The sequence below is a fragment of the Bradyrhizobium sp. WYCCWR 13022 genome, assembly GCF_030435535.1.
In the GTDB taxonomy this organism is placed as follows: Bacteria; Pseudomonadota; Alphaproteobacteria; order Rhizobiales; family Xanthobacteraceae; genus Bradyrhizobium.
In genome coordinates, this window is the sequence record NZ_JAUIZJ010000002.1 from 804,626 (window position 1) to 830,734 (window position 26,109).

The following is a 26,109-nucleotide window of genomic DNA, read 5'->3' on the forward strand; positions in this document are numbered from 1 at the left end:
CCAGCGATGTTCAATGCGCGCGTCAAGATCATGGTTGTGATGGCCGCGCTGGCGAGCAGCCTGTGTGCGGGCTACGCCGCCTCTGATACGAGCAGCCACGGCCTCGCCTCGCCCGAGAGCTTTGCGAACATTGCCGACACCGGGAAGCGTTCGGCCGCGATCTTCACCGAGCTCGGCAAGGTGCTGACGCATCCGCGCTGCACCAACTGCCATCCCGCCGGCGACAGCCCGCGCCAGGGCGACAATCCCCACCCGCATCAGCCGCCGGTGACGCGCGGCGCCGACGGCCATGGCACCGCAGCGATGCGCTGCCATACCTGCCACCAGAAGGCCAACTTCGAACCCGGCCGCATTCCCGGCCACCCCGAATGGCACCTCGCCCCGCGCGAGATGGCCTGGGAGGGCAAGACGATCAGTGAGATCTGCGAGCAGATCCGCGACCCCGCGCGCAACGGCGGCCGCAAGATAGAGGAGCTGATCGACCACATCGGCAAGGACACCCTCGTCGGCTGGGCCTGGAAGCCCGGCTTCGGCCGCTCGCCCGTGCCGGGCACGCAGGCACAGGCCGGCGCACTGGTGGAGGCCTGGGTGAAGACAGGAGCGGCGTGCCCTGCGCCGTGAGGCACGTCCCTGTAGCCAATCCGCTCACAACCGGAGAGAATGACCGTCCTAGCGGATAACCGACGAGACAGCGATGATTTCGCCAAAAGCCGGCCCCTTTGCCCCCTTCGAGTGGATGCTCTCGGCACGCTACCTGCGAGCCCGGCGCAAGGAAGGGTTCGTTTCGGTCATCGCAGGTTTTTCGTTTCTGGGTATCATGCTCGGGGTCGCCACGCTGATCATCGTCATGGCGGTGATGAACGGCTTTCGCGCCGAACTCCTCGGCAAGATTCTCGGCTTCAACGGACATCTCGTGGCACAGCCGCTGGAAACTCCCTTGACCGACTGGCGGGATGTCGCTGAGCGGATCAGCCAGGTACAGGGCGTCCGGTTGGCAGTTCCCGTCGTTGACGGCCCGGCCCTCGCCTCCTCATCCAGCGCCTCCGGCGTCCTCGTGCGCGGCATTCGTGCGCGGCATTCGTGCGACTGATCTCGAACAGCTGCCCTCGATTGCCGGCGGCATCAGACACGGATCGCTCGGCCATTTCGATGACGGCCAGGGCGTCGTCATCGGCGCGGGCCTTGCCGATCAACTGTCCGTCCATGCCGGTGACGCCATCACGCTCGTTGCCCAACGCGGCGCAGTCACGCCAATGGGCATGATGCCCCGCGTCAAGAAATATCAGGTGACGGCTGTGTTCGAGATCGGAATGTCCGAATATGATTCTGGTGTCATCTTCATGCCGATCGCGGAGGCGCAGGCCTTCTTCAGCCGCAACCAGGACGTTACCGCGATCGAGATCTTCACGGACAATCCTGACCGGATCGACCGTTTTCGCAAATCGATCGCCGAATCGGCCGGTCGGCCGATCTTCCTGGTCGACTGGCGGCAGCGCAATTCGACCTTCTTTGGCGCGCTCGAGGTCGAGCGCAACGTGATGTTTCTGATTCTCAGCCTGATCGTCCTCGTCGCCGCGCTGAACATCGTGTCGGGCTTGATCATGCTGGTGAAGGACAAGGGCAGCGACATCGCGATCCTCAGGACCATGGGCGCCTCCCAGGGCGCGGTGATGCGAACCTTCATGATCACGGGCGCATCAATTGGCGTGGCCGGGACGCTGGTCGGCCTGCTCGTCGGTCTTGTTGTCTGCGTCAATATCGACGGAATCAGGCAGTTTATGTCCTGGCTGACGAACACTGATCTGTTCCCACGAAAGCTCTATTTTCTCTCAAAACTGCCGGCGAACGTCGACCTCGTAGAGACCACAGCGGTCGTAGTCATGGCGCTGACGCTATCGTTCCTCGCGACACTCTACCCGTCATGGCGCGCCGCGCGGCTCGATCCGGTCGAGGCGCTGCGACAGGGAGGCTAGTCCAGCCGCGACCGAAGAATTTCGGGTGGGAGATGAAAGAACGTCGTTGCTCGTCCTGTTCACAGGCTTGATAGGCTGCGTTGCCGGAGCAGCTGCGCTAGGCTTTGTCGCCATGTCGATCGGGATTTCGCTTCTAGGTCAAGTCCCCGGGGGCATCCATAGCGACTGGACCTCGTCGTGCTGCTCGCAATCCTGGTGTGCACAGTGGCAGGTGGCGTGGCAGGCGCCAAAGGAGCCGTTCGCCTCATCAAATGGCGACGGCTGTAACCGACCTTGATGGCCGGACCCTCGCTGAGGCTCCTCAAGTGAGCCCCACAGCGGACATTTCGGAACGGACGTCAACGCGCCGTTGCTGGCCTTGTATAGACGCTTTCGTAGAGCCCGGTGTGTTCTTCCTTCCAGCCGCGCTTTCCCACGAGGAACTGCCTCAGTTGTTTATGCCCCTTTGGCCACAGCACGGCATCGATGTGGTATTTTTCGAGAACCGTGTCCCAAGTGCTCTCATCGATCTCCCAATGGACGAGCTTGAAGTAGTCCCGAAGCAATTCATCTGGATAGGCGGTCGCGGCTCGCCCATCGACAAATAGTGGGACTGATCCGTGGGTCTTGAGGATCAGGTATCCTCCGACGTTCCAATGATTGAGCACCCGCGCATTCGCAAGATGTGTGTTCAGATATTCTGCATCCTGATCCGACAACATTTCCGGCAACGCCAGCGCGGGTTCGATCCTCAGAAAAACGATGGGTAGTACAAATGCACCGACGATTGCGGCTGTCAGCAGCGCTGACTGAACTTTGAACTGAGGTAGCCGCTTGGGAAGAACTTGATCGAGGTGCAGAGCTACGGGGATCGCCGAAAACATGAAGAATAATGACATGTATCGAAATTGGTGAAACCCAAGCCCAAGAAAAACCCAGGAAAGGATGCGCGACTCCAGACGGACGTCGGATGTCGCGCCGTAGCGCAACTCGAATCCAACAAACGCCAGAATGTAAACCATGCCGGGGATGCTGCCCGGGATCTCGATGTTGTGCGAGTACGGAAGCCATTCGCCAATATTGCTCTGGACGAAGTGCCCCAAGGTCGCCGTGACACCTTCGTAAATGTGCCAGCCCAAAGGGTTCACCAATGTTGCCAGGGAGCAACCGACCGCCGCCAGCACCATGGCTTTGAGCCTGTTCCAATCGCGCCGGAGCAGAGCCCCGCCGCCAAATACAGCGAGGATCATGAAGCCAAGCACAAATCCGCCATGGAGGTTTACCCAGAGCACCATCAGCAAAGTCAGCCACAACAATTTCGCCGACCTCAGACATGCACGGTAGAAGATGACGCTGAACAGCATCGTCGCGACGTTCGGGGATGCCGCCAAGTAGATGTTGGGAGCCCCTTCGTAGGCGGGATACAGCAGGCACGCCAGAAACACTGCGATGCAGGTTGCGAGTGCAGAGGCTCCGTCTATCAGGCACGCCGACGTGAGATAACCAACAATCAGGGCTCCGCACGCGACAACCAGGCTGACGAGCCCACCATATCCGGCATAATCAAAAATGACGCTGGCGATGACATCCCATAGCCAGGAGAGGTTGAACCATTGTTTGGTTCCAAGCGTGAACGCCCACGGATCTTGAAATGGAACACGAGCTTCGCTTCTGATCAGATCACCAGCGGCAAGGTGCCAGCCGAGATCGTAGTGGCTCAAAAGAACCGACGCGTTGGAAAGATAGAAGATGCTCAAGAGCGAGATCAGGAATGCGTATGTTCCCAGTATTTGCGATGACAGGTGACCTTCGAGAGGTGATTTTGTAAACGCCTCGCGCAGCCACAAATTCCGATCGCTCACACTGCACTTCCACTTCCAGAGCCCCGCGCACTTCTAACCGCCTCGCGGTGTTGCGCGTATTGAAGCCCGATATGGATGCATATCTAAAGTAGAATAAAACAAGGTTGCGCAACTGAGTTCCTGCGCGCAAAAGGAATAGTTGATTAATAGATCCCTACGAAGAGACGGATACGCCTGCCGCCAGGACTTTCGGCTGCGGCCAAGGGCGGAACTGTCATGGGCTGCTTCGTCGACTTCAAGTCCCGTCCAATAACAAGGCGGACACCTCGAACGTGTGATCTACGCCCTACGCATCAGCTTCAGCGACGCCGCCAGCCGCAGGCTGCGTTTGCCCGCGAGCGCTATGCCTTCGAGCTCGCCGCTGTCTTCGGTGCAGGTCCCGGAGAAGCCGATCCCGACCTCGTAGCCGCCGAACACGGGATTGTCGCCCTTTGCCGGCGTGTGCTCCTGGTTGAGCATCTCGCCCTTCCAGCGGCCGTACACCGAGGAATAGGAACCGAGATAGTAGAAGAACGCGTCGCCGCCGAGGATGCGGCCGTCGAGCAGCAGCATCACGCCTGACAGCGCGGCATCGACGCCGTCGAGTGCACGGAGCTGCATCGCATAGAGCCCGTTGGCGATGCCGCCCTCTCCGATCGCGCCGCGCGGCGGCAGCGCCGCGTCGTCGAGCGGCGCGAGGTTGGCCCAGAACACGCCGTCGGGCATCGCGTCCGCTTTGCCCTCGAGCAGGATCGTCGATCCCTCCGTGCGTCCGCGCACCTTGATCCCAGTGACGTCGGCGCCCATCAGCGGCTTGAAATGCGGATCGTCATTGTGGCGCTCGGTGATGACCTCGGCTTCGATCACGCCGTTCCTGACGTCGTAGCTGCCGAGATGGGCGAAGGCGGAATTGCCGCCCAGCATCTTGCCGTCATGCAGGCACATGATGCTGCGGCCGAAGGCGCCGTTGATGCCGTATTCAACTTTGTAAAGTCCGTCGAGCAATGTCCTGAACCCGCAAAATCAATAAAGAATCGCGGGGTACCTAGCACCGTCGCCGCACCGATGCCATCCGGCTTATCCGCGCAGGGACTCGCGGAACCGGTCCGGCCATCGTCCCATCATGCACCTGTTTTGCCCGACGGGTCAACAAAATTTCGTAAAAACCGAAATCGCGGTTTCCGAGGGTCCGGCTGCCTTGAACTTCAACCACTTGCCTACTGTGCATGGGGTTGTTTTCGGCTTTGTGCCGGCCCGGTTCACCACCGGCATCGCTGCGCGCGTCAGTGGCGCTTGAAATATTGCACGTCGCGCTCGTGCTTCTCGGCCGCCGCGCGGCTCTTGAACGTACCGAGGTTGCGGCGCTTGCCGGTCTTGGGATTCACCTTGCGCGAATACAGCCGGTATTCGCCGGATGCGAGCTTGCGGATCATGGTTGCGCCTCCTGTCATGCCCGCGAGGTCAACCAGCTTGGCTCGCGTTGCGTTCCTTTACGGCTTGGCCTGTGGTGCGAACTGCTGGTTGGCGAACGGCTGCGGATCGGTGGGAACCTTGATGACGACGAAGCTGCGCCCCATCGACCGGTGGCAGGCATTGCAGCCCTCGGTCAGATCGCCCAGAGCCTTTGCGAATTTGCGTCCGTCTTTCGCCGCGATCGCGCCGGTGACGGATTGCAGCGACGGCTCCAGTGTCGTGACGTTGCTGACGGGGATGCCGGAATACAGCACCGCGGCCTCGACCAGGCTCGCCGTGAGCTGGCGCAGCTCGAAGGCCGCCAGCTCCCAGTTCTGCGCCCGGCCCGCAAGCCAGAGCTTCTGATGGCGCGTCTGCGCGGCGCTCATGATGTCGCCGAGCCGCGGCACGTACAGGTCGGTCGACGGCGACTTGAGATCTTGCGCCGCCACGGCGGTGGCCGCTCCCAGGCCGGCCAGCACCAGCATCCACACCCGAAGCTTCATCACAGATCTCCAGTCTTTCTGAAGACCCAGTCTACGACGTGCCGATCCCGAAGGACCTTGCGCTCGATCAAGGACCGCGAGCTAGAAGCACAGCGTGGTGACGAGCTTGCCCTGCTTGTCCTTGATCGCGTAGGGGCAGCGTAGCCGCTCCAGCGCCTTCTTGGCGTCCTCGTCGCCGAGCGCAGCCGCGCGCTCGTAATAGGCTTTGGCCGCGTCCTTGTCCTTCGGACCGCCGCGGCCTTCCTGCGCGAAGGCACCCATGCGCTCCAGCGCTCCTGGGTGATTTTGCGCAGCCGCCTTCTCGAACAGTGCACGCGCGGCGAAATCGTCCTTCTCGCCGCCATTGCCATTGGAGAGCATCAGGCCGAGCTGGTACTGCGCCTCCGCATTGGTCTCCGCCGCCTTGCCCAGCAACGCGCGCGCCTGCGCGGGATCGGCAGGGGCTCCGCCGCCGGCGCTGCCGAGCGCGGCGAGGTTGGAGACGCCGCGGGGATTGCCCGCTTGAGCAGCCTTCTCGAACAGCCTTCGCGCCTGGGCTTCATCTTTCGCGATGCCGGCGCCGGTGCCGTAGGCGACGCCGAGCTCGACCATCGCAGCACTGGAGCCCTTGTCGGCCGCCTTGCGCCAGGCGGCGATCGCCTCCGCCGTCTGCCGGTTGGCCGCATAGGCGCGCCCGAGCGCATACATCGCGCGCCGCGATGAAGCCGACGCCTGCCTGCAGAACTTGATCGCGGTTGCGATGTCCGAGGCTGCAATCTCCGGCACGCCCTTCACGTCGGCCGGCTTGTCGGGATCGCTGGGATCGGCGGCGACACGGTCGCACAGCACGAGGTCGGCCGATTGCGCATGCGCGATGACAGACGCGGCAAGCACAACGAGGATGGCAAAAAGAAAAATCCGCATGGCGATCACGTTGCGTCCGCGCTCCGGCGAATTCAAGGCTCGAGCCCCGACTGCCGCAACACAGGCACCACCTCCGGCGAGGCCAGATAGCGCAGCAACCTGTCGGCAGCCTCGGCCTGCTTCGCGTCCACCATGCGGCCGGCGGAGAACACGGCCGGAATCTGCAGATCGTGCGGCACCGGGCCGATCACCTCGATGCCGCCAACCTGCTTCAGTTCGCTGATCTGCTGCACGGCGAGGTCAGCCTCGCCGCTGACGAGCCGCTCGGCGGTGAAGCCCTGCTCGACGATGGTCGCCCTGGCGTTGATCTCGTCGGCGATGCCCATCCGCACGATCAGCTGGGCGAAGTAGACCCCGCTCGCCCCCAGCCGCGAATAGGCGACGGAGCGCGCCGCGAGCAGCGCCTTGCGCAGCGCGGCTTCATTGGCGATGTCGGGGTGCGGTGCGCCTTTCCGCACGGCAAGGCCGACATAGGAGCGCGCGAGATCAGCTGCGCTGGCTGCGATCACCCGCCTCTCGCCGATCATGTCGTCGAGCCCCTCGCGCGTGAGGATCACGAGATCGGCGGCCTCGCCGGCGCGCAGGCGCTTGAGCAGCGCCAGCGTCGGCGCGAAATCGGCATCGACGTGAATGCCCGTTGCGGTCTCGAACGCGGCGGACAGGCTGCGCATCGCCCCCATCAGGCCGAGCGTCGAGAGCATGCGAACTTTTTCCATGGGCGGCTTCCCTGTCGCGATCAGGCGCGATGCATCAGCTTCAGCGCGGCGGTGAGGCGCAGGCTGCGCTTGCCGGCGAGCGCGGTGGCTTCCAGCACCGCGCCCTCGCCGTCATAGCTGCCGGAGAAGCCGATGCCGACCTCGTGGCCGCCGAAGATCGGATCGTCCTTGGCGGGCGTGTGCTCCTGGTTGAGGATCTGTCCCTTCCAGCGGCCGTTCGCGGCCGCGTAGCTGCCGAGATAGTAGAAGGACGCATCGCCGCCGAGGATGCGGCCCTTGTTCAGCAGCATCACGCCGGTAAGTCCGCCGTCGACGCCGTCGAGCATGCGCAGGTGAACCGAGTAGAGGCCGTCGATGATGCCGGCCTCGCCGATGCCGCCGGCGATCGGTACCTCGTCGTCGGTGATCGGCGTCATCAGCGACTGGAAGGGCACGCCGGGCAGCTCCTTCAGCTCACCCTTGAAGCGGTAGAGATCGCCGTCCGCAAATCCCTTCGCGATCAGCGTCGCATCGTCGGTGCCGGCCATGGCGCGGTAGTTCGGATCGGGGTTGTGGCGGACGGTCTTGATGATGGTGTCGACGCCGCCTTCGGTCTTCTCGTAGGTGCCGATATGGGCGAACGCCGAATTGCCGCCGAGCATCTTGCCATTGCCGGCATGCATCACGCTCCGGCCGACGGCGTCGCCGAGCTGAAATCGAACCTTGTAGAAACCTTCAAACACCAGCCGTCCCCGGCCCTGCGCACATCGAGAAACAGTCTATCCCGCTTTCGCCGATGATGGGCAGGTTTCGCGCGGCGCAGCCCCGCGCTGCACAGGAATGGCCGTCATTTGAATGTAAAAATCCGCCGGAGCAGTTCTGCTCCGGCGGATTGAAAGCCAACCCGGACCAAGCCCCCAAGGTCCGGGCCGGGAGGATCTTAGGCCGCGGCCTTCTTGTCAGCCGGGACGGACGCGATCGTCTTCAGGATCTGCGAAGCGATCTGGTATGGGTCGCCTTGCGAGTTCGGACGGCGGTCTTCCAGATAGCCCTTGTAGCCGTTGTTGACGAAGGAGTGCGGAACGCGGATCGACGCACCACGATCAGCCACGCCGTAGCTGAACTTGTTCCACGGAGCGGTCTCGTGCTTGCCGGTCAGACGCTTGTCGTTGTCAGGACCGTAGACGGCGATGTGGTCCATCAGGTTCTTGTCGAAGGCCGCCATCAGCGCCTCGAAGTACTCCTTGCCGCCGACCGTACGCATGTACTCGGTGGAGAAGTTGGCGTGCATGCCCGAGCCGTTCCAGTCGGTGTCGCCGAGCGGCTTGCAGTGGAACTCGATGTCGATGCCGTACTTTTCGGTCAGGCGCAGCATCAGGTAACGGGCCATCCACATTTCGTCAGCGGCCTTCTTGGAGCCCTTGCCGAAGATCTGGAATTCCCACTGGCCCTTCGCGACTTCCGCGTTGATGCCTTCATGGTTGATGCCGGCAGCCAGGCAGAGGTCGAGATGCTCTTCGACGATCTTGCGGGCAACGTCGCCGACGTTCGAATAGCCGACGCCGGTGTAGTACGGGCCCTGCGGTGCCGGATAGCCGGCCTCGGGGAAGCCGAGCGGACGGCCGTTCTTGTAGAAGAAGTATTCCTGCTCGAAGCCGAACCAGGCGCCGGCGTCGTCGAGGATGGTGGCGCGCTTGTTGGACGCGTGCGGGGTCTTGCCATCGGGCATCATGACTTCGCACATCACCAGCACGCCGTTGGTGCGGGCACCGTCCGGGAACACCGCGACCGGCTTCAGCACGCAATCCGAGCTGTGGCCTTCGGCCTGCTGGGTGGAGGAGCCATCGAAGCCCCAGAGCGGAAGCTGCTCGAGCGTCGGGAAAGACGCGAATTCCTTGATCTGAGTTTTGCCGCGCAAGTTCGGAGTCGGCGTATATCCGTCGAGCCAGATGTACTCGAGCTTATACTTGGTCATTGAGCCTCTCTGTAGATGATGCGAAAGGTGGGGTTGAGAGCCCCGCACGTTTGTACCCGGCCATCATCGGCCGGCCCCTTACAAGCATGTTGCGTGCCAAAAGGCCGCAGCGCGGGAGGTTTTCCACTGCGTCCCGAACCAGACGGCTGATGGAAAACCGTCCACAGCGGCATGCGGCATAGCCGCGCACCTTACCGTGAAGCTGCACTGCAAAAATCCCGCGGAAAACGCCTGATTCTGGAGCAGGCAGGCGCAGCTCCAAGGTTGCCGATCAAACGCGCATCAACGTCCGGCAACTTTCGAAAAGCGTCCCGGCCCTGCCCAGCAACCTTTGGAATGGCCCAGGCGTTAGTCACTCAGACGGTGCCTTGGGGGGTGCAGATGGTCGTCTGCCCAATAATTGGGCGGAAACTGATTTCCTTTTCAGCACTTTCCAATCCGGGAGGCGCGGCCGATATGGGGATTCCAAGTAACCACATCAGAACGAGTCGGGCGCACCATGGAGGCCAAGGCGCTTCGACCAAGGAGCAATCGCAATGATGAACAATGGTCTGAGTCACGGATCTGCGAAGATCTACCAATTCCCTGCCGGGGGCCGCGCGGCTCTCGCGGGACGCCGCTTTGGCGAGACCCGCCTTCCTGCCGATCACGCGTCGCTTCCCGCGAACGTCTCGATCTGCAGCGATAGCTGGTACCACCAGGACGCGGTCGACGAAGCAAAGCCCAAATGGGAACGCTGATGCCAGTGTCTGGTTTGAGAGCACCGCGCGCTCACAAGCGCTCAGCGGAAGTTTGAAAAAGGGTCGAAACAACGACGTTTCGACCCTTTTTGATTCCGGACCTGGTGGCGTCGTTAGATGACCGCGCAGGCCGTCACCGGCCGCTTCAAATGCTTGACCGTGGTGGCCCCGGTCTTGTCGACCCGCAGCGTGATCCCCGCCCCCGAATAGCGCGCGCCCGTAACGGCCAATCGCTTGGCGAGCGTCACCGGCTCGCCGTCGATCTGGAGAAACGCGCGCTTGTCGTCGTCATAAAACGCAACGATGAACTGGGTACCATCGGCGCAGCGATAGGTGCGGAACGTCTGCGCCTCGGCCTGCCGCCCGCCGGACATTCCAGCCGCCAGCATGATGATCCCCCAAAGAATGGCCTTGTGCCGGCCCATGATCGCCCCCTGTAATAGACCTCAAGGACGCCCTCAGTGCGTCCGGTGGAACCATAACCCAAGCTGAGCCCAACCTAACCCATGTCAGATTCCCCTGCCCGTCACCTCGCTTTGCAAGGCGCCAGCAATTTTCGCGACCTCGGCGGCTATGCCACCCGTGACGGCCGCACCACGCGCTGGCGCCGCATCTTCCGCTCCAACCACCTCGGCCAGCTCACCGCTGACGATATCGCGATCGTCCGCGCACTCGGCGTGAAAAGCGCGTTCGACTTTCGTGGGCTCGAGGAGCGCACGGCCGGCATCTGCGTCGTCAACGAGATCACCGTGCATTCGCTGCCGATCGAACCGACCGTTGTCGCCGCGCTGCGCGCTGAACTCGCGAGAGGCACGCTCACCGGACCGGTCGCGCTCGAGCTCATGCGCGAGTCCTATCGCAACTATGTCCGCCACAACACGCACAGTTTCCGCATGTTGTTCGGCCATCTGCTGGAGGACCGCGCTCCTCTCGTGATCCACTGCACCGCCGGCAAGGACCGCACCGGCTTTGCCAGCGCCCTGATCCTGCATGCGCTCGGCGTGCCCGATGACGTCATCGCGGAGGACTATCTGCTGACCAACCGCCACTACAAGCGCGACGTGTCGAGTGTCTCCGATCTGCCAGCCGACGTCCTCGACGCCATCGGTTCGGTCAACGCCTCCTATCTCGATGCAGCCTTCGACGCCGTCGGCCGCGACTATGGCGATGTCGAGACTTACTTGCGCGATGGCCTCGAGCTTGGCGCGGCCGAGCGGACCGCGCTGAAGGAACGCTACCTGCAATCATAGGCGACCGCGCCCGGGAGATCGACGATGCAAGGCAAGGTTTTGATCGTGACCGGCGCGCTCGGCGCGCTTGGCAAGGTGGTCACTGAGGCCGCGCTCGCGCGCGGCGCGCGGATCGCCGGCATCGATCACGCGCCCTCTCAGGTTGCGGCAACAGCCGAGCGCATCGAAATCGGCAGCGTCGACCTGTCCGACGCGGCGCAGGCGAAGACGGCCGTCGAGGCGGCCGCGAGGCATTTCGGCAAGGTCGACGCATTGGTGAACATCGCCGGCGGCTTTGCCTTCGAGACCGTCGGCGACGGCGGCATCAAGACCTGGCACCGCATGCATGCGCTGAACCTGCTGACGGCGCTCAACACTTCGCACGCGGCGCTGCCGCATCTTGCCGCGTCGAAGGCCGGCCGCATCGTCAATATTGGCGCGATTGGCGCGCTACAGGCCGGCTCCGGCATGGGGCCCTATGCGGCATCGAAGGCGGGCGTGCATCGGCTGACCGAGGCGCTGGCCAATGAATGGAAGGGCAAGGTCACCGTGAACGCGGTGCTGCCGTCGATCATCGACACGAGGGCCAATCGCGCCGACATGCCGACAGCGGATTTCGCCAAATGGGTCACGCCGCAGGAGCTTGCCGAGGTGATCCTGTTCCTCGTCAGCGACGCCGCGAGCGGCATCACCGGCGCGCTCATTCCTGTGAGCGGACGGGTGTGATCAATCCGGCACGAGCAGCCGCAGATTGCCCCTGAAACGGATGCTCTGCTTGCCCGCGAGCGCGATGCCTTCGCCATAAGCGGTATCGCCGGTGTAGGTGCCGCTGAACCCGATGGTCACGACCTTGCGGCCCCACACCGGGCGCTCGTCGAATGAGGGCGAATGCTCCTCGTTAGTCAGCTCACCCTTCCACTTGCCGTCGGCGGAAACGTAGCTGCCATAGGCGAAGAAAAAGGAATCCCCGCCGCGCATGGTGCCATCGCGCAGCACCATGACGCCCTGATTGCCGCCCTGCACGCCGTCCAGCATCTCGATCCGGATGTGATAGAGCCCGTTCCTGATCGCCATGTTCGCGAGCACCCTGTTCCCCGCGCGAGGATATAGCCGGCATGGCCGGATCCGGGCAAATCCCGATCAGCCGTGAGTCCGATCCGGGCTAGACTGACGGCAACTGATTCTCCAATCGGAAACTCGCCTTGGAAACCGCGCTCTATCTGCCCGTCAAACGATTCCTCGAAGGCCTCGGCTTCGACGTGAAGGGCGAAATTCGCGGCTGCGATCTCGTGGGCCTGAGCGCCGGCGATCCTCCCATGGTGGTGATCGGCGAGCTCAAGCTCGCCTTCAACCTCGAACTGATCCTGCAAGCGGTCGATCGCGCGCCGGCGGGCGACGAGGTCTGGATCGCGGCAAAGATATCGGCGCGCGGCAAGGGCCGCGAGAGCGATGCGCGTTATCGCAATCTCTGTCGGCGCCTCGGCTTCGGTATGCTCGGGGTAACCGACAAGGGCGAGGTCGAGGTTCTGGTGAAGCCCCCGACCACGGCTCCCCGCCGCGAGCCGAAAACGCGCTCGCGGCTGGTCGCCGAGCATCAGCGCCGCCAGGGCGATCCCGTGCTTGGCGGCAGCACTCGCGCGCCGATCATGACCGCCTACCGGCAGCAGGCGCTGGCCTGCGCTTCCGAGCTCGTTGCTGGCCCTCGGCGCGTGCGCGAGCTGCGCGAACGTTGTCCTGATGCCGGCAAAATCTTGCTTAACAATGTGTATGGCTGGTTCGAGCGCGCCGACCGGGGAATCTACGGGCTGACGACGGCAGGCCATGCGGCGCTGAAACGCTGGCCGCAACAGCGGATTGAGGTCGATGCCGGTGCTGCGTCACCACCATGACACCCGACCGGTGCATAGCTGTGATGCCACACTGATTTCATATTGCAATGCAACATCGATGGCACTAGGTATCCCGGCATCAAGACGAGGCCGTTATGAGCGCAGACTGGAATACCAAATATGGCACGCGGCGCGTGCGCCACGATCCGCCCACCCTGGATGAGGCGATCTTCGCCGCCGTCGGCATCACCGACGACCAGGAGCAGCAGGCCGAGATCGCTGCCGCGCTGATGGGGATGCCGCTCGACGTCGTTCAGGCCGAGGTGAAGAAGCAGGCCCGCACCAACAGCCGCATCACCGCCACACGCGTAATCGCCGGCGAACAGGGCGCACAGCGCTCGGTCGTGGTCGAACGCCGCGTTGTCCGCCGCTTCGGCAACGACAAGCGCACCGGCACCTGAGCGCTCATTCATTTGCTTCGACAAGAAAGCGGACCGGCCTGGCCGGTCCGCTTTTTTGATTCAGGCCTTCGATTTCAGGCCGCGCGATTGCCGTACATGCTGGAAATCAGCTTCCAGCAGGTCGAGTTGAAGCTGAGAAGCGCACGGCCGGCCTTGAACGGCGCCGCCGCGAGATCGGCCAGCTCGTCCTCGGGAGCCTTGGTCAGATCGATCGTGCCGGTGGATTCGCCGTGGCGGAATTGCAGGTGCGCGCCGAACTTCTTGGCGAGCGCGCGCATGGCGTGGTTCTCCGCGCCCGTGGTGATGCGTAGGCTCTTGTAGCCCTTCCAGCGCGCTTCCGCGATCAGGCGGCTGAACAGCACGGTGCCGACGTTCTGGCGGCGCGCGGAGGCTTCCACGCTGAATGCGACTTCGGGCAGCGAATCGCCCTCCGGCGGATGCAGCTCGGCCGCACCGCGAACCACACCGTCGACGATATAGGCGACGATGACGGTGCCATCCTCGGCGCAGCGGGCGGCGTAACGCTCGATGAAGCTGTCGTCGAGAAATCCGTTGAATCGGTCGTGCCGGCTTTCGGCATCGAGCCTGAGCAGGTGATCGCGCAAGAGCGGCAATTCTTCCTGCTGGATTAGGGTCCGCACATAGCCCGGGGCGGTGCGGACGGTGTCTTCAAGTACCACGTCAAAACTCCTCTTGGTGTCCCTCGAGGAGGCGTTCGAATCCCTAGGCCCCCAATATTGTGCGTCGCAACAAACTTTTCAAGACGGGAACCTGCCCAAGTTTGAGGCGAAGGGAACGACTAATTCGTTAATAAAATCAAGGCCCCGTAGTCTTACAGGACCAGCTGCGTCTGGGTCACAACAGCGACCAGCTTGCCGTCCTCGGTCTCCAGCCTGGTGGTCCAGACCTGGGTCCGGCGGCCACGGTGAACGGGGGTGGCGGTGGCGATGATAGTGGTTCCCTCCTTGGCGCCGCCAATGAAGTTGGTCTTGCTCTCCAGCGTGGTCGTGCCCTTGGCATCCTCCGGCAGATTGATCACGGTCGCAGCAGCTCCAACGGAATCCGCAAACGCCATCACCGCGCCGCCATGGATCGTGTGATGCAGCGTGCACAGATCGGGGCGGACGGTCATCCGCGCCACCACGCGATCCTTCTCGGCCTCGACGAATTCGACACCCTTGAGATCGGCGAATGGCATCTTCATCGCTTTAAGCTTTTCCAGCGGCGTCATCGGATCTCCTCCCAATTCATTGTTGCCGCAACGTGAATGGCTTCGCGCGGCAAATCAATGACGTCGGAGGTAATGGCTGTGACCTCGGAAAGACTTCGCGCCTCACGTCACCGCATTGACGACCTGATATTCCGGCCGCCGCCACACCTCGCCCGCGATCACCTCCTCGATGATTTCGGCCGCCCGGAGGACCTCGCTCTCGCCGATATACAGGGGCGTGATCCCGAACCTCATGATGTCGGGCGCGCGGAAATCGCCGATGAGACCGCGGGCGATCAGGGCCTGCATTGCAGCGTATCCGCCCTCGAAGGCGAAGGAGACCTGCGAGCCACGTTGCTCGTGTGCACGCGGCGTCACGAGCGTCAGAGACGGACAGCGGCGCTCGACTTCCGCGATCAGGAGATCGCCGAGCGCCAGCGAGCGCATGCGGACCTCCTTGATGTCGACCCGGTCCCAGATATCGAGCGAGGCCTCCAGCGCCGCCATCGCCAGCACCGGCGGCGTGCCGACGCGCATGCGCTCGACGCCGCCGGCGGCCGCGTAGGCAAGCTCGAATGCGAACGGCTTTGCGTGGCCCATCCACCCGGACAGTGCGGCGCGCGCGTTATCGGCGTGGCGCGGCGAGACGTAGAGGAACGCCGGCGCGCCGGGGCCGCCGTTGATGTATTTGTAGGTGCATCCGGCGGCGAAATCGACGGCGCAGCCTGCGAGATCGACCGGCAGCGCACCGGCCGAATGCGCGAGATCCCAGACCGTGACGATGCCGAGCCCATGCGCCTTCGCAGTCAGCTTCGCCATGTCGTGGCGACGGCCGGTGCGATAGTCGACCTCGGTGATGTAGAGCACCGCGATCTCTTCCGACAGCGAAGCCTCGATCGCCTCCGGCGCCACCAGGCGCAATTGATGGCCACGCCCGAGTGTCGCCATCAGGCCTTCGGCCATGTAGAGATCGGTCGGGAAATTGCCGGTGTCCGACAGCACGACCTTGCGCGACGAATTCATGTCGAGCGCGGCGGCGAGCGCCTGATAGACCTTGAGCGACAGCGTGTCGCCGACCATCACCGAGCCGACTTCGGCGCCGATCAACCGCGCGATGCGATCGCCGACATGGCGTGGCTGGGCATACCAGCCTGCGGTGTTCCAGGCGCGGATCAGCTTAACGCCCCACTCCGCGGTGATCACCCGATTGACGCGCTCGGCGACGCCGAGCGGCAATGCACCGAGCGAATTGCCGTCGAGATAGATCACGCCGTCAGGCAGGTGGAACAGCGCCCTTGTGTCGTCGTAGACGCGAAGCCTGGTCATGGATGGATCTCTACAGAATGGTGCGGACGCGCCAGAGCTCCGGGAACAACTCGACCTCCAGCATGCGCTTGAGATAGCTGACGCCGCCCGTGCCCCCGGTGCCGCGCTTGAAGCCGATCACGCGTTCGACCGTCGTGACATGGTTGAAACGCCAGCGCCGGAAATAATCCTCGAAGTCGACCAGCTTTTCCGCGAGCTCGTACAGCATCCAGTGCGTCTCCGGCGCCTCGTAGACGATACGCCAGGCTTGCAGCACGCCCTCGCTGAAACCGTGGGTCTCGCGGACATCGCGCGCCAGCACGGCGGCCGGCATCTTCAGCCCGTTGCGGTCGGCGAGCCGCAGCACCTCGTCATAGAGGCTCGGCGTGGCGAGTTCGGCCTCGAGGAGCATCGTCGTTTCCACATCGTGCGCGTGCGGCTTCAGCATGGCGTGGTTGCGATTGCCGAGCAGATATTCGATCAGCCGGTACTGGCGCGACTGGAAGCCCGAGGACTGGCCGAGCTGCGACCGGAAGCGCGTATATTCGCTGGGCGTCATCGTGCGCAGCACGTCCCAGGCGTTGTTGAGCTGCTCGAAGATGCGCGACATCCGCGCCAGCATCTTCATCGCGGGCGCCACCTCGTCCTTGGCGATGGCCCGGCGCGCGGCACTGAGCTCGTGGATCGCGAGCCGCATCCACAGCTCCGTGGTCTGGTGCTGGATGATGAACAGCATCTCGTCATGCGCTTCGGAGAGCGGATGCTGTGCGCCGAGGATCGCATCCAGCGCGAGGTAATCGCCATAGGACATGCGGCGGGCGAAATCGGTCTCGGCGCCTTCTTTTGCGGGATCGTAATCGCTGGACGTCATGACAAGCCCTCTCGATCGATCATCCCTGCCCTCGTCAGTCGAGCCCGATCAGGCGCGCAGTGATCGGCGACGACGGATCCTTCAGGCCGTCGATCACGGTGAAATGGTTCAGCCCGGGATCGACGACGAGGCGCGTCGGTACGTCGAAGCCGGTCCAGACATTGGCCAGCAGGTCGGACTGGCGGATGAACTCCGGCCTTTCGCTGCCGCCGACCCAGGCAGTCACGGGCGCGTGCCCGCGCGGCAGATACAACGCCGCACTTTCGAGCGTCGCCTCCTCCATGGTCATGCGCAGCGTCTCGTTCATCTTCGTCTTGAGCAGCGGCCGCAGATCATGCAGGCCGCTGATCGAGAGCGTGCCGGCAATGCGGTTGAAGATTGCGGGCTCTAGCCGGCTGTCTTCGCACAGCATGCGCGTGACGAGATGGCCGCCGGCGGAATGGCCGGCGAGCCGGATCGGCCCCGCGACGAGCGAAGCCGCTTTCGCAACAGCGGCGGTGATCTCCGCGGTGATGTCGGAGATGCGCGCGGCCGGCGTCAGCGTGTAGCTCGGCAGGCAAACCGTCCAGCCGTGGTGCCGCGCGCCTTCGGCGAGATCCGTCCAGGTCGACTTGTCGAAGCGCATCCAGTAGCCGCCGTGCACGAACACGACGAGGCCCTTGCTGTCGCCATCGGGCAGGATCAGGTCGAAACGCTGGCGCTCGCCCGACCCGTAGGCGATATCGGGACGAAAGCTTCTCAGCCCGGCGCGGTAAACCGCCGCCCGCTCCGCCCATTGCGCCGGCATCTTGTCCGAGCCCGGGATATGGGCCGAGTTGGCGTAAGCGTCATCCCAATCGCGCATTGCTACTCCCTCGACGGACTCAGGCCTTGCGATCGGGCGCCAGTCTGCCACCGGGAGCGGCCGCATCCTAGTCTTTATTTTAAGCTTAAAGGATTTGACGGAGCCGTTGTTTCGGGCAACCGGCACCCAGCCAAGATGCCGTAGACGGAGCGGCCTCTACGCCTTCTCCACCCCACACCATTCCGCGATGAACAGTGCCATCGCCTTGGTGGTCTTCTTCAGCGACTCCAGGTCCACGAACTCGTTGAAGCCGTGCATCTCGCCGCCGCTGGCGCCGAAGCACAGGCTCGGGATGCCGTGGTTGAGGCCGTAGAAACGGGTGTCGGTCAGCGCGGTGAAGACGAGATCTTCGACCGCGCCGCCATAAACCTTGTCGAAGGCCTTGCCGAATGCGGCCTCTGGCGCAGCGGAATCGGTCAGCTCATAGCCTTCCGACAGGAAGCCGGACCATTCAACCTCGGGCGGGTTGTTGGCGAGAAAGCGATGGTTGCGCGAGGCAGCCGCAACGCAGGCCAAAATCTCCTTCTGGTGATCGGCGACCGACCAGCCCGGCAGGATCGCGATGCGGCAATCGACGTCGCACCAGGCCGGCACGCTGGACGCCCAGTCGCCGCCCTTGATGATGCCGGGATTGAAATTGATCGGATGGTTGAGCGTCTTGAAGTGACGATCCGCTTTCGCACGCTCGTTCCACTCGATCTCGAGCTTCTGCAAGGCGTGGACGAGGTGATATGCCGCCATGATCGCGTTCGAGCCAGAGCCCGCAAACGCGACGTGGGTCGGATGGCCTTTCACGCGCAGGCGAAACCAGATCACGCCGACCTGCGAGCGCACCATCTTGCCGGCGGTGGGCTCGGGGATGAAGCAGGCATCGGCGCGGTAGCCGCGCTGCAGCGTCGAGAGCGCGCCGACGCCGGTGCTTTCCTCCTCGATCACAGACTGAAAGTGAATTCGCGCCGTCGGCCTGAGGCCGGCCGCCTTGATCGCATCCAGCGCGTAGAGCGCGCCGATGGTGCCCGACTTCATGTCGCAGGCGCCGCGGCCGAACATCTTGCCGTCCTTGATCACGGGCGAGAACGGCGGCGTGTCCCACAATTCCAGCGGCCCCGCGGGCACCACGTCGCAGTGGCCCTGCAGGATCAGCGATTTGCCGGTCTCGGTCGCCGGGCGATAGGTGCCGACCACCGAACGTGCCTTGGAGAAGTCATGCTCGATCGGACCGAAGCCGCGCAGATCCTTCAAGTCGTCGACATTGATATGCCAGTCGTCCACCTCATAGCCGCGCGCGCGAAGGAGATCGCCGATCATGTCCTGGCACGGTCCCTCCGCCCCGCGGGTCGAAGGGATCGCGACGAAATCGCGTGTCGTCGCAAGCTGGGCTTCGAAGCCGGCATCGACGGCGTCAAGAATCCTCTGCTGCGTTTCGGCATTCATCAGGCAACTCCGGGCATCCAAATGATCAAGGGTGCGCGCAAGCTAGCCGATTTCAGCCGTTCGGGTACTCCACAAAATATGCATCCCGCAATGCATCTTCGAGCAGTCGGCCTTCCGAATAGCCAGTCAGCGTCGCAGGGCGCGTCACGCCATCGAGCAGCCGCGGACACGGCTCCGGCGCGCCGAGAACGGTGCGGACCGGAATACGCTCGGCGTAAATGGGCAATTCGTAGTCCTCATCGTCGTCGGCTACACCCTTGGCGCGGACCTTTGCCGAGGCTTCCTCGATCTCCATCGCGATGAAGGAGGTCGCCTTGATTTCCTGGACGTTGCTGGCCCGCAAGCTCGCGGTGCGACCCGGGAAGAAGCGGTCGACCATCGCGACCACCGCGCGCTCTTTCTCTTCGTGATCAATGACCAGATAGGCGGTGCCGAACGCCATCACCGCGCGGTAGTCGGCGGAGTGATTGAAGCCGCATCGCGCCAGCACGAGGCTGTCGAGATGGGCAACCGTCAGGCACACCCGCTCGCCCCTGGTCTGGTTGCGCAGCATGCGGCTCGCGCTCGAGCCGTGCCAATAGAGCCTGCTCCCTTCGCGCCAGAAGAAGGTCGGCGTGCAATAGGGCTGGCCGTCGATCACGTAGGAGACGTGGCACAGCATCGAGGAATCCAGGATGCGGTGAACGGTGGCGTAATCGTAGAAGCCGCGGTCGTGCCGGCGCTTCACCTGGTTGCGCGCTGACGTCGGATAGGAATTCGGGCTCACGGCCACTCCTGTCGTATCTGGAACAATTCCAGAGCCGTTGTAGCGACGCATTTGGTCTGCGATAGTGCCAATTCCATGCAAAAAATTCCGACCAATTCCCCTGGAAAGACCGAACTGCCGCTCGATCTCGCTGGGCCGCATATCACCCCCGGCGCGTCATCGGCACACCGGCTGTACCAGGCGCTGTGCGAGATGATCGTCTCTGGCCTGGTCAAACCGGGCGAGCCGCTGCCGCCCTCGCGCACACTGGCGAAGCAGACCGGCTTTCGGCGCAACGCCGTCGTCACCGCCTATGAGCGGCTGATCGCCGACGGATTTGCGCAAGCGACCGTCGGCTCCGGCACCTACGTCGCGGCGCGGATTCCCACGCGTGCCACAGCACCGAAGAAGTCGAAGGTCATCGTCGAGACGCCGCGGCGAGGCGCGCTCGCACTCGGCTGCACGCATATCGACGAGCGCGCGGTGCAGCGATTTCGCGCCTTCGTCGGCCGGCGGATGCGCGCCTTTGGCAGCGAGCATCTGCATTACGGCGACCCGCGCGGCAGCCGCGAGTTGCGCGTCGCGATCGCCGATCATCTGCTTTCGGCGCGGGGCCTGCGCTGCGACCCCGACCAGATCATGCTCACGTCGGGCACGCTGCACACGCTGCGCATCGTTCTCGGTGCGATCCTGAAGACCGACGATCGGGTCTGGTGCGAGGATCCCGGCTATCCCATCGCGCGCAGGACCATCGCGCAATGCGGCTATCGCACCGTACCCGTTCCCGTCGATGCGCAGGGGCTGCAAGTCGCCAGAGGCCGCACCGCCGCTCCATCGGCGCGCGCGGCCTATGTGACACCGTCGCATCAGTTTCCGCTGGGCGTGCAGATGTCGATGCCGCGGCGGCTCGAGCTGCTGGACTGGGCCAGGCAGGCCGGGGCTTTCGTGTTCGAGGACGACTACGACAGCGAGTTCCGTTACGACGGCGCGCCGCTGATGTCGCTCGCCGGCATCGATCGCCTCCAGCGTGTGATCTACATGGGCACCTTCGCCAAGACGCTGTTTCCGGGCTTGCGCATCGGCTATTGCGCGCTGCCCGAGCGCCTCATCGGCGACGTCACCGCCGCGCGCGCCGCGCTCGACCGCTTTCCTGCCACGCTGATGGAGGGTGCGGTCGCCGACATGCTCAATTCCGGCGCGTTTGCGGCCAATTTGAAGCGCGTGCGAAGACTCTATCGCGAGGCGCGCGATGCGCTGGCCGAGACGCTCGAGGCGGCCTCGGACGGCGCATTGTCGGTTCCGGTGCCGTCACAGGGCCTGCACCTCGTGGCGCGGTTCGATCCATCGGTTGCGCCTGTCGCCGCGACCGAGGCGAAGCAGGCCGCTGGCGCGGAAGGTTGGCTGCTCGCCGACACCTACGCGCGGGCGCGACCCCTGCCCGGTTTCGTGCTGGGATTTTCGGGGCACGCGGTTCCACACATCGTCGTCGCCGCCGAACGGCTGGCGCGGGAAGCACGCTTCGCCTTGCGCAAAGTCAAGCCGGCCCGGCGGGCATGACGAAGGTTGACTATCAGAATCACCGATCGCTCCCTAACATCCCGGCTCGCTTTCGGGATCTCTCATCATGTCACATGTCACAACAATTGGCCGCGCAAGCTGCCTCGCGCTTCTGATCTCCACTGCGCTCGTGTCAACGGCCTGCGCAACGACGGTCGGACGCGAGCAGGACATCGTCGACCTCAAGCTCGGCCAACGCGTGCAAGTGGATGACGGAACTTGCCCAGCGGGACAGGTCAAGGAAGTGCGCGGTTCGAAGATGACCGACAAGGGCGTGGTGCGAACGGCCAGTTGCGTGCCGCGGTTCGGCCCGAAGTCGAGGTGACCGCCTAAGACTTCGCCGGATCGAACATGCACTGCAGGGTCGGCTTGGCGATCTTGGTGAAGGTGGCGCCGATCTCGCTTTGCTTTGATACCGGCACCCAATCGGTCTCGATGGTGGGAACGCCGGTTTCGCTGATGCCGCGCAGCAGCGCCTCGCGAAGGTCGCGGTCCTCGACAACGGCCGCGGCATGATCATGCAGACAGCCGCAGACCTCCTCCGGATGCTCCCAGCGTCCGAGCATGCGCGGGGCACATTGCCTCACGAATTCGGTGCGCGGGTCCGGCAACCGGCTCGGTGCGCGCACCTGCGCCTCAACGGAGCCGATCGTCAGAAGGGTCAGGAACGCCGCGGCGCAGAGACGAAGGTGCATGATGGACTTTGCCGGCTGATGTCTTGTTGCTGATCACAAGCGCGCTGCGAGAACCACCGGCTGCGCCGCCGTGATCGTGACCGGCGAGCCGCTGTAATGGAAGGTGCCGATACCAGGAAGATCGCCGTCCGGCGCGCCGGCGAGCGACGAACCTGCGAGCACGAAGCCGAAAGCCAGGATGAAACTGAGCGCGCGCATGGCGATGTCCCTGAATTGCGTGGCCGGCGGTCTGCCGTCGTCGTTGTGACGCTGATAACCATCACCGGTTTCTCCCGTGATGCGCCCAAAGCCCAAAATGGTTTCATTGCCGGTGAGAATTGTTTCGTCGGCGGCGGCCTGACGAAACAATTCGCGGAAAACATCAATCATTTCAAAAGGGGCGACGGCACCTTGAACCCGCTTGGGAACCAGCGTTCGGCCTGGCTGAAGCCGTGCGGTCATATCGACGACGTCAGCGCTTCACATGCATTTTACGGTTTTCTGCTGAAGAGGTTGGCATCCGAGGGTCGGATGTGAGGGATGGTCATTATGATGGCGCAAGATCGCGCAACGATGCGCGACACGACGCAGCCGCCGGACCGCGCCGATCGACGGATCAGCCGCCGCAGTGACTCGCCTGGCGCGATGGCACTGCAATCGGGACGCGGCTGCGAGGCCGCGCCGCAGGCATTCGTGCGGCTGAGCGGTTCGCACCTCGTGAAACCGCACCTCAGCCGCGATCATACTACTGAGTAAAGAAGTCGCCGCATTTCTGGACGTTCGCGTCAGCCGGTCCCCACGGCATGATCGGCACCGTCGAGGTCGAGTTCTTCGGCGATCCCTCGATCAGCTTGTCCGAATAGACCATGTAGACCAGCACATTGCGCTTGGCGTCACAGCCGCGGACGATCTGCATCTTCTTGAAGAAGAGCGAGCGGCGCTTGCGGAACATGTCGTCGCCCTGCTCCATCTTGTCCCTGAACCTGATCGGGCCGATCTGGCGGCAGGCGAGCGAGACGTCAGAGACCTCCTCGGCAAGCCCGAGCCAACCCTTGAACCCGCCCCTCTCCGGCACCGTGAAATGGCAGGCCACGCCCTCGACCTCGGGGTCGTCCAGGCCATAGGTCGCGAGCTTGTCGTTCGGGCTCATCCACTTGAACACGGTGGAGCGGCGGAAGATCAGATCCGGTTCGTCGGCGGCTTGCGCGGTTGCCGCGGACGCGACCAATGCCAGAAGGAATAAAACGAGGCCTTTCAAGCGGATGCCGGAAAGACCGGGGAAACGAGATGACATGAAGTTCTCCGGTAACAAGTCCCCGCAATGTAGGTATGGGATGTCGCGTCAGGAAGATGACGGCAGGCGAACACGGCCGCCGTTTACCGCTCCGTGAGGCTTTTTTGTTACGGATTGGACAAAAGTCGCTGACGGCAGAACTGCCGTGCTAGTGAACGCGTATCCCCTCTGCGACACTAACGTCTGATTTGGATTGCGGATTCGAGGAATGAATAGCGTGAACGGGTCCCCTTTTTCGGCTGCGCCGGCACGGTTGTGGCAGGTCGCGATTCTGGCGGCGGCAGGTACGATCGGGACAGTGAGCCAGGCGGAAGCAGCGTTCTATTATTATCCTGATTATTCCGACGGATCCTATGGACGGCAGGTACGGCGTATCGAGGAGCCGCGGCTGGGGCCGCAGAAGCGCAGCGCTGCTTCCACCAGGAACAAGAAAGAGGCGCTCGTCGAGAAGGAGAGCGGCGCGAAGCCGCAAGGTCCGCTCGTCATCGTCGTCTCGATCGAGCGGCAGAAGGTGACGATCTACGATTCCAACGGCGTGTTCGCGGAATCGCCGGTGTCGACGGGGATGAAGGGCCACTCGACGCCGATGGGCGTGTTCAGCATCATCCAGAAGCACAAATTCCACCACTCCAACATCTACAGCGGCGCGCCGATGCCGTACATGCAGCGGATCACCTGGTCCGGTGTCGCCATGCACGCCGGCGTGTTGCCGGGCTATCCGGCCTCGCACGGCTGCATCCGCATGCCGATGGCGTTCGCGGTGAAGATGTGGAACTGGACCAAGATGGGCGCGCGCGTGATCGTCACGCCCGGCCAGATGACGCCGCAAAGCTTCTCGCATCCGATGCTCGCCTCGCTGCGTGTCCCGCCACAGCCCGCAGCAAGCCTCGAGCCGACGACCAGCGTCGGCGACAAGGCGGACAAGGGCGCGCCTGAGAGGGTCACGGACGCCAGCCCCGTAGAGACCAAATCGCTGGAGACACAGACCGCCAGCGCCGACGCCGTGCTCGAGTTGCGCTCCACAGTCGGCCATGCCGTGATGTCTGACGTGACCACGGGCAATGCACCGGTCCGCGAGGAAACCGCCAAGACCGAAGTTAAGACCGAGGTCAGGACCGACGACACCAAGTCAGCCGAGGCTTCCGAGCCGGTCAAGCAGCCCGACGTAGCTGCGAAGACGGACGATGCAGCCAAGCCTGCCGACACAGTGAGCCCGGCCGCGAAGCCAGCCGAGGCTGCCGAAGCGCCCAAGGCAATTTCGGACGACAAGGTCGAGGCCGCAAAGTCTGAGCCGGTCAAGGCCGACACGACGGCAACCGAGAAGAAGCCCGACGCGGCAGTGACGGCCACGGCTCCTGCGCAAGCTGCTCCGCCGGATGTGAAGAAGGACCAGACCCGCGTCGCCGATCCCGCGCCGTCAGTGAAGCCCGACCTGCCGAAGCGGACCGGCCAGATTGCCGTGTTCATCAGTCGCAAGGATTCCAAGCTCTACGTGCGGCAGAACTTTGCGCCGCTGTTCGATGTGCCCGTGACGATCGCCGCAAGCGACCGGCCGCTCGGCACGCACGTTTTCACCGCCGAAGTCGACAAGTCCGATTCCAATGCGCTGCATTGGTCGGTCGTGTCGCTGCCGGTTTCCGTCCGTGCCGCGGCGCGCGACGATGATGGCCGTGTCGTGCGCCGGCGCGGCGCCGCCGTGATCCCTGTCGCCGCAAAGCCCGTGGTCACACCGGATAGCCCGGCCGAGGCCCTGGATCGCATCACGATCCCCGCCGACGCCATGGCGAAGATCAACGAGATGCTCACCACCGGCGGCTCGGTCATCGTCTCCGACCAGGGCATCAACCAGGGCGAGACCGGCGAAGGCACCGACTTCATCGTCCGCCTCTACTGAGCCTGGCAGCGATAACGCGGTGTTGAGCGGGACGGCCGCAACGGCGGAGTAAGCTTCGTGCCGGATCACATCCGGGGGACGCCGTCATGATGAACCGCAGAACCGTACTCACCGCGGCGCTGCTCGCAGCATCGGCAACGCGCGCGCGGGCCGATGGCGGCATGAGCCGGATTTCCGCCTACGCCTTCTCCTTCCCGGCGCTATCAGGCGACGACATTCGCCTCGCCGCCTTCACCGGCAAGCCGGTGCTGGTCGTGAACACGGCCTCGCTGTGCGGATACACGCCGCAATATGCGGGCCTGCAAGAGCTCTGGAGCGAGTTTCGCGCGCGCGGCCTTGTCGTAATCGGCGTGCCCTCCAACGATTTCGGCGGTCAGGAGCCGGGAGGCACCAGCGAGATCTCGGAGACCGCGCATCACCAATACGGCGTTACCTTCCCCATGACGGCAAAGGCGGTCGTGGTCGGAGCCAAGGCGCATCCCTTTTACCGATGGGCCGCCGAAGCGCGGCCGAAGGAAGTTCCGAAGTGGAACTTCCACAAATACCTTCTCGGTCGTGATGGCTACATCGCCGAGGTGTTTCCATCCGCGGTCGAGCCTGCCGACACCCGCATCAAGACTGCGATCGCGCGGGCATTGGCGGACAGTTGACGCGCCTCTCGAAAGAGGCTTGGGCACAATTGTGGCGAAGTGCCAAAC

Annotated in this window: 31 protein-coding genes and 1 pseudogene; 12 read left to right on the plus strand and 20 right to left on the minus strand. The window is 63.7% G+C overall.

Features of this window, described 5'->3' with window-relative positions:
• Positions 1 to 6 precede the first annotated feature (6 nt).
• Both QY049_RS04975 and QY049_RS04980 read left to right on the plus strand, forming a co-directional pair.
• Positions 7 to 621 carry an Isoquinoline 1-oxidoreductase subunit gene (locus tag QY049_RS04975; RefSeq protein WP_301269116.1) on the plus strand — a complete coding sequence of 205 codons (615 nt, stop codon included), beginning with the start codon at positions 7 to 9 and terminating at the stop codon, positions 619 to 621.
• Between the two features lie 73 nt (positions 622 to 694).
• A pseudogene (locus QY049_RS04980) lies at positions 695 to 1,973 on the plus strand (lipoprotein-releasing ABC transporter permease subunit).
• 338 nt (positions 1,974 to 2,311) lie between these two features.
• On the opposite strand, the gene QY049_RS04985 reads toward QY049_RS04980, so the two are convergent.
• The 8 genes from QY049_RS04985 to QY049_RS05020 all read right to left on the minus strand — a co-directional run bounded on the left by QY049_RS04985 (position 2,312) and on the right by QY049_RS05020 (position 9,324).
• Complete coding sequence (locus tag QY049_RS04985) at positions 2,312 to 3,814, minus strand: hypothetical protein (RefSeq protein ID WP_301269117.1); 1,503 nt, start codon at positions 3,812 to 3,814, stop codon at positions 2,312 to 2,314.
• A gap of 279 nt (positions 3,815 to 4,093) precedes the next feature.
• Positions 4,094 to 4,798 (minus strand): hypothetical protein, encoded by a 705-nt coding sequence (locus QY049_RS04990; protein WP_301269118.1) that lies wholly within the window; start codon positions 4,796 to 4,798, stop codon positions 4,094 to 4,096.
• Between the two features lie 278 nt (positions 4,799 to 5,076).
• Positions 5,077 to 5,226: a hypothetical protein gene (locus tag QY049_RS04995; RefSeq protein ID WP_084292415.1), complete on the minus strand. Its 150-nt coding sequence runs from the start codon at positions 5,224 to 5,226 to the stop codon at positions 5,077 to 5,079.
• Between the two features lie 57 nt (positions 5,227 to 5,283).
• Positions 5,284 to 5,751 carry a hypothetical protein gene (locus QY049_RS05000; protein WP_301269119.1) on the minus strand — a complete coding sequence of 156 codons (468 nt, stop codon included), beginning with the start codon at positions 5,749 to 5,751 and terminating at the stop codon, positions 5,284 to 5,286.
• An 81-nt stretch (positions 5,752 to 5,832) separates the two neighbouring features.
• Positions 5,833 to 6,654, minus strand: coding sequence for a tetratricopeptide repeat protein (locus tag QY049_RS05005; protein ID WP_301269120.1), 822 nt, complete (start codon positions 6,652 to 6,654; stop codon positions 5,833 to 5,835).
• Positions 6,655 to 6,686: 32 nt separating this feature from the next.
• The gene (locus tag QY049_RS05010; RefSeq protein ID WP_301269121.1) at positions 6,687 to 7,370 is read right to left on the minus strand and encodes a substrate-binding domain-containing protein; all 684 of its coding nucleotides are present in this window, start codon (positions 7,368 to 7,370) and stop codon (positions 6,687 to 6,689) included.
• A gap of 20 nt (positions 7,371 to 7,390) precedes the next feature.
• Positions 7,391 to 8,092, minus strand: a complete 702-nt coding sequence (locus QY049_RS05015) for a GrlR family regulatory protein (protein ID WP_194476211.1) — start codon at positions 8,090 to 8,092, stop codon at positions 7,391 to 7,393.
• Positions 8,093 to 8,289: 197 nt separating this feature from the next.
• On the minus strand, positions 8,290 to 9,324 hold the full coding sequence (locus QY049_RS05020) for a glutamine synthetase beta-grasp domain-containing protein (RefSeq protein WP_063683952.1): 1,035 nt from the start codon (positions 9,322 to 9,324) through the stop codon (positions 8,290 to 8,292).
• Positions 9,325 to 9,860: 536 nt separating this feature from the next.
• Here QY049_RS05020 and QY049_RS05025 point away from each other — a divergent pair.
• Entirely contained in the window at positions 9,861 to 10,064 is a 204-nt protein-coding gene (locus QY049_RS05025; protein ID WP_301269122.1) for a DUF2735 domain-containing protein, read from the plus strand.
• Positions 10,065 to 10,177: 113 nt separating this feature from the next.
• Here QY049_RS05025 and QY049_RS05030 read toward each other — a convergent pair whose 3' ends face one another.
• Positions 10,178 to 10,489, minus strand: a complete 312-nt coding sequence (locus QY049_RS05030) for an MliC family protein (RefSeq protein WP_301269123.1) — start codon at positions 10,487 to 10,489, stop codon at positions 10,178 to 10,180.
• Positions 10,490 to 10,570: 81 nt separating this feature from the next.
• Here QY049_RS05030 and QY049_RS05035 point away from each other — a divergent pair, with 81 nt between their 5' ends.
• Together QY049_RS05035 and QY049_RS05040 are read left to right on the plus strand one after the other, a co-directional pair.
• Positions 10,571 to 11,314 (plus strand): tyrosine-protein phosphatase, encoded by a 744-nt coding sequence (locus QY049_RS05035; RefSeq protein WP_258761923.1) that lies wholly within the window; start codon positions 10,571 to 10,573, stop codon positions 11,312 to 11,314.
• A 24-nt stretch (positions 11,315 to 11,338) separates the two neighbouring features.
• Positions 11,339 to 12,019: an SDR family oxidoreductase gene (locus tag QY049_RS05040; RefSeq protein WP_301269124.1), complete on the plus strand. Its 681-nt coding sequence runs from the start codon at positions 11,339 to 11,341 to the stop codon at positions 12,017 to 12,019.
• Here the strand turns inward: QY049_RS05040 and QY049_RS05045 are convergent, their stop codons facing one another.
• A complete protein-coding gene (locus QY049_RS05045; protein WP_301269125.1) occupies positions 12,020 to 12,367 on the minus strand; it encodes a GrlR family regulatory protein in 348 nt (115 codons plus the stop codon).
• Between the two features lie 128 nt (positions 12,368 to 12,495).
• Here QY049_RS05045 and QY049_RS05050 point away from each other — a divergent pair, with 128 nt between their 5' ends.
• Positions 12,496 to 13,182: a DUF2161 domain-containing phosphodiesterase gene (locus QY049_RS05050; RefSeq protein WP_301269126.1), complete on the plus strand. Its 687-nt coding sequence runs from the start codon at positions 12,496 to 12,498 to the stop codon at positions 13,180 to 13,182.
• A gap of 95 nt (positions 13,183 to 13,277) precedes the next feature.
• Positions 13,278 to 13,583 (plus strand): hypothetical protein, encoded by a 306-nt coding sequence (locus tag QY049_RS05055; protein ID WP_015686575.1) that lies wholly within the window; start codon positions 13,278 to 13,280, stop codon positions 13,581 to 13,583.
• 74 nt (positions 13,584 to 13,657) lie between these two features.
• Here QY049_RS05055 and QY049_RS05060 read toward each other — a convergent pair whose 3' ends face one another.
• From QY049_RS05060 to QY049_RS05090, 7 genes are all read right to left on the minus strand, one after another.
• Complete coding sequence (locus tag QY049_RS05060) at positions 13,658 to 14,263, minus strand: GNAT family N-acetyltransferase (protein ID WP_258761926.1); 606 nt, start codon at positions 14,261 to 14,263, stop codon at positions 13,658 to 13,660.
• Positions 14,264 to 14,415: 152 nt separating this feature from the next.
• Positions 14,416 to 14,814 carry a PaaI family thioesterase gene (locus QY049_RS05065; RefSeq protein WP_258761927.1) on the minus strand — a complete coding sequence of 133 codons (399 nt, stop codon included), beginning with the start codon at positions 14,812 to 14,814 and terminating at the stop codon, positions 14,416 to 14,418.
• Positions 14,815 to 14,916: 102 nt separating this feature from the next.
• The gene (gene kynU / locus QY049_RS05070) at positions 14,917 to 16,119 is read right to left on the minus strand and encodes a kynureninase (RefSeq protein ID WP_301269127.1); all 1,203 of its coding nucleotides are present in this window, start codon (positions 16,117 to 16,119) and stop codon (positions 14,917 to 14,919) included.
• Positions 16,120 to 16,129: 10 nt separating this feature from the next.
• Positions 16,130 to 16,969, minus strand: a complete 840-nt coding sequence (gene kynA / locus QY049_RS05075) for a tryptophan 2,3-dioxygenase (protein ID WP_301269128.1) — start codon at positions 16,967 to 16,969, stop codon at positions 16,130 to 16,132.
• A gap of 34 nt (positions 16,970 to 17,003) precedes the next feature.
• The gene (locus QY049_RS05080; protein WP_301269129.1) at positions 17,004 to 17,813 is read right to left on the minus strand and encodes an alpha/beta hydrolase; all 810 of its coding nucleotides are present in this window, start codon (positions 17,811 to 17,813) and stop codon (positions 17,004 to 17,006) included.
• A gap of 156 nt (positions 17,814 to 17,969) precedes the next feature.
• Positions 17,970 to 19,247 (minus strand): ArgE/DapE family deacylase, encoded by a 1,278-nt coding sequence (locus tag QY049_RS05085; RefSeq protein ID WP_301269130.1) that lies wholly within the window; start codon positions 19,245 to 19,247, stop codon positions 17,970 to 17,972.
• Between the two features lie 52 nt (positions 19,248 to 19,299).
• A complete protein-coding gene (locus QY049_RS05090; protein WP_301269131.1) occupies positions 19,300 to 20,064 on the minus strand; it encodes a pyridoxamine 5'-phosphate oxidase family protein in 765 nt (254 codons plus the stop codon).
• Between the two features lie 24 nt (positions 20,065 to 20,088).
• Here QY049_RS05090 and QY049_RS05095 point away from each other — a divergent pair, with 24 nt between their 5' ends.
• Both QY049_RS05095 and QY049_RS05100 read left to right on the plus strand, forming a co-directional pair.
• Positions 20,089 to 21,549 carry a PLP-dependent aminotransferase family protein gene (locus tag QY049_RS05095; protein WP_301269132.1) on the plus strand — a complete coding sequence of 487 codons (1,461 nt, stop codon included), beginning with the start codon at positions 20,089 to 20,091 and terminating at the stop codon, positions 21,547 to 21,549.
• A 67-nt stretch (positions 21,550 to 21,616) separates the two neighbouring features.
• Positions 21,617 to 21,874, plus strand: coding sequence for a DUF6719 family protein (locus QY049_RS05100; protein ID WP_258761934.1), 258 nt, complete (start codon positions 21,617 to 21,619; stop codon positions 21,872 to 21,874).
• Positions 21,875 to 21,878: 4 nt separating this feature from the next.
• Here QY049_RS05100 and QY049_RS05105 read toward each other — a convergent pair whose 3' ends face one another.
• Positions 21,879 to 22,244, minus strand: a complete 366-nt coding sequence (locus QY049_RS05105; protein WP_258761935.1) for a hypothetical protein — start codon at positions 22,242 to 22,244, stop codon at positions 21,879 to 21,881.
• Positions 22,245 to 22,277: 33 nt separating this feature from the next.
• Positions 22,278 to 22,685, minus strand: coding sequence for a hypothetical protein (locus QY049_RS05110; RefSeq protein ID WP_301269133.1), 408 nt, complete (start codon positions 22,683 to 22,685; stop codon positions 22,278 to 22,280).
• 78 nt (positions 22,686 to 22,763) lie between these two features.
• Between QY049_RS05110 and QY049_RS05115 the strand changes: the two genes are divergently transcribed.
• Positions 22,764 to 22,979 carry a hypothetical protein gene (locus tag QY049_RS05115; protein ID WP_367401174.1) on the plus strand — a complete coding sequence of 72 codons (216 nt, stop codon included), beginning with the start codon at positions 22,764 to 22,766 and terminating at the stop codon, positions 22,977 to 22,979.
• Here the strand turns inward: QY049_RS05115 and QY049_RS05120 are convergent.
• Complete coding sequence (locus QY049_RS05120; RefSeq protein ID WP_194476228.1) at positions 22,969 to 23,517, minus strand: CreA family protein; 549 nt, start codon at positions 23,515 to 23,517, stop codon at positions 22,969 to 22,971. The two genes, QY049_RS05115 and QY049_RS05120, sit on opposite strands and share 11 nt — an antisense overlap.
• A gap of 208 nt (positions 23,518 to 23,725) precedes the next feature.
• On the opposite strand from QY049_RS05120, the gene QY049_RS05125 reads away from it, so the two are divergent.
• Entirely contained in the window at positions 23,726 to 25,411 is a 1,686-nt protein-coding gene (locus QY049_RS05125) for a L,D-transpeptidase (RefSeq protein ID WP_301269134.1), read from the plus strand.
• Between the two features lie 86 nt (positions 25,412 to 25,497).
• Positions 25,498 to 26,061 (plus strand): glutathione peroxidase, encoded by a 564-nt coding sequence (locus QY049_RS05130; RefSeq protein ID WP_301269135.1) that lies wholly within the window; start codon positions 25,498 to 25,500, stop codon positions 26,059 to 26,061.
• Positions 26,062 to 26,109: the final 48 nt, after the last annotated feature.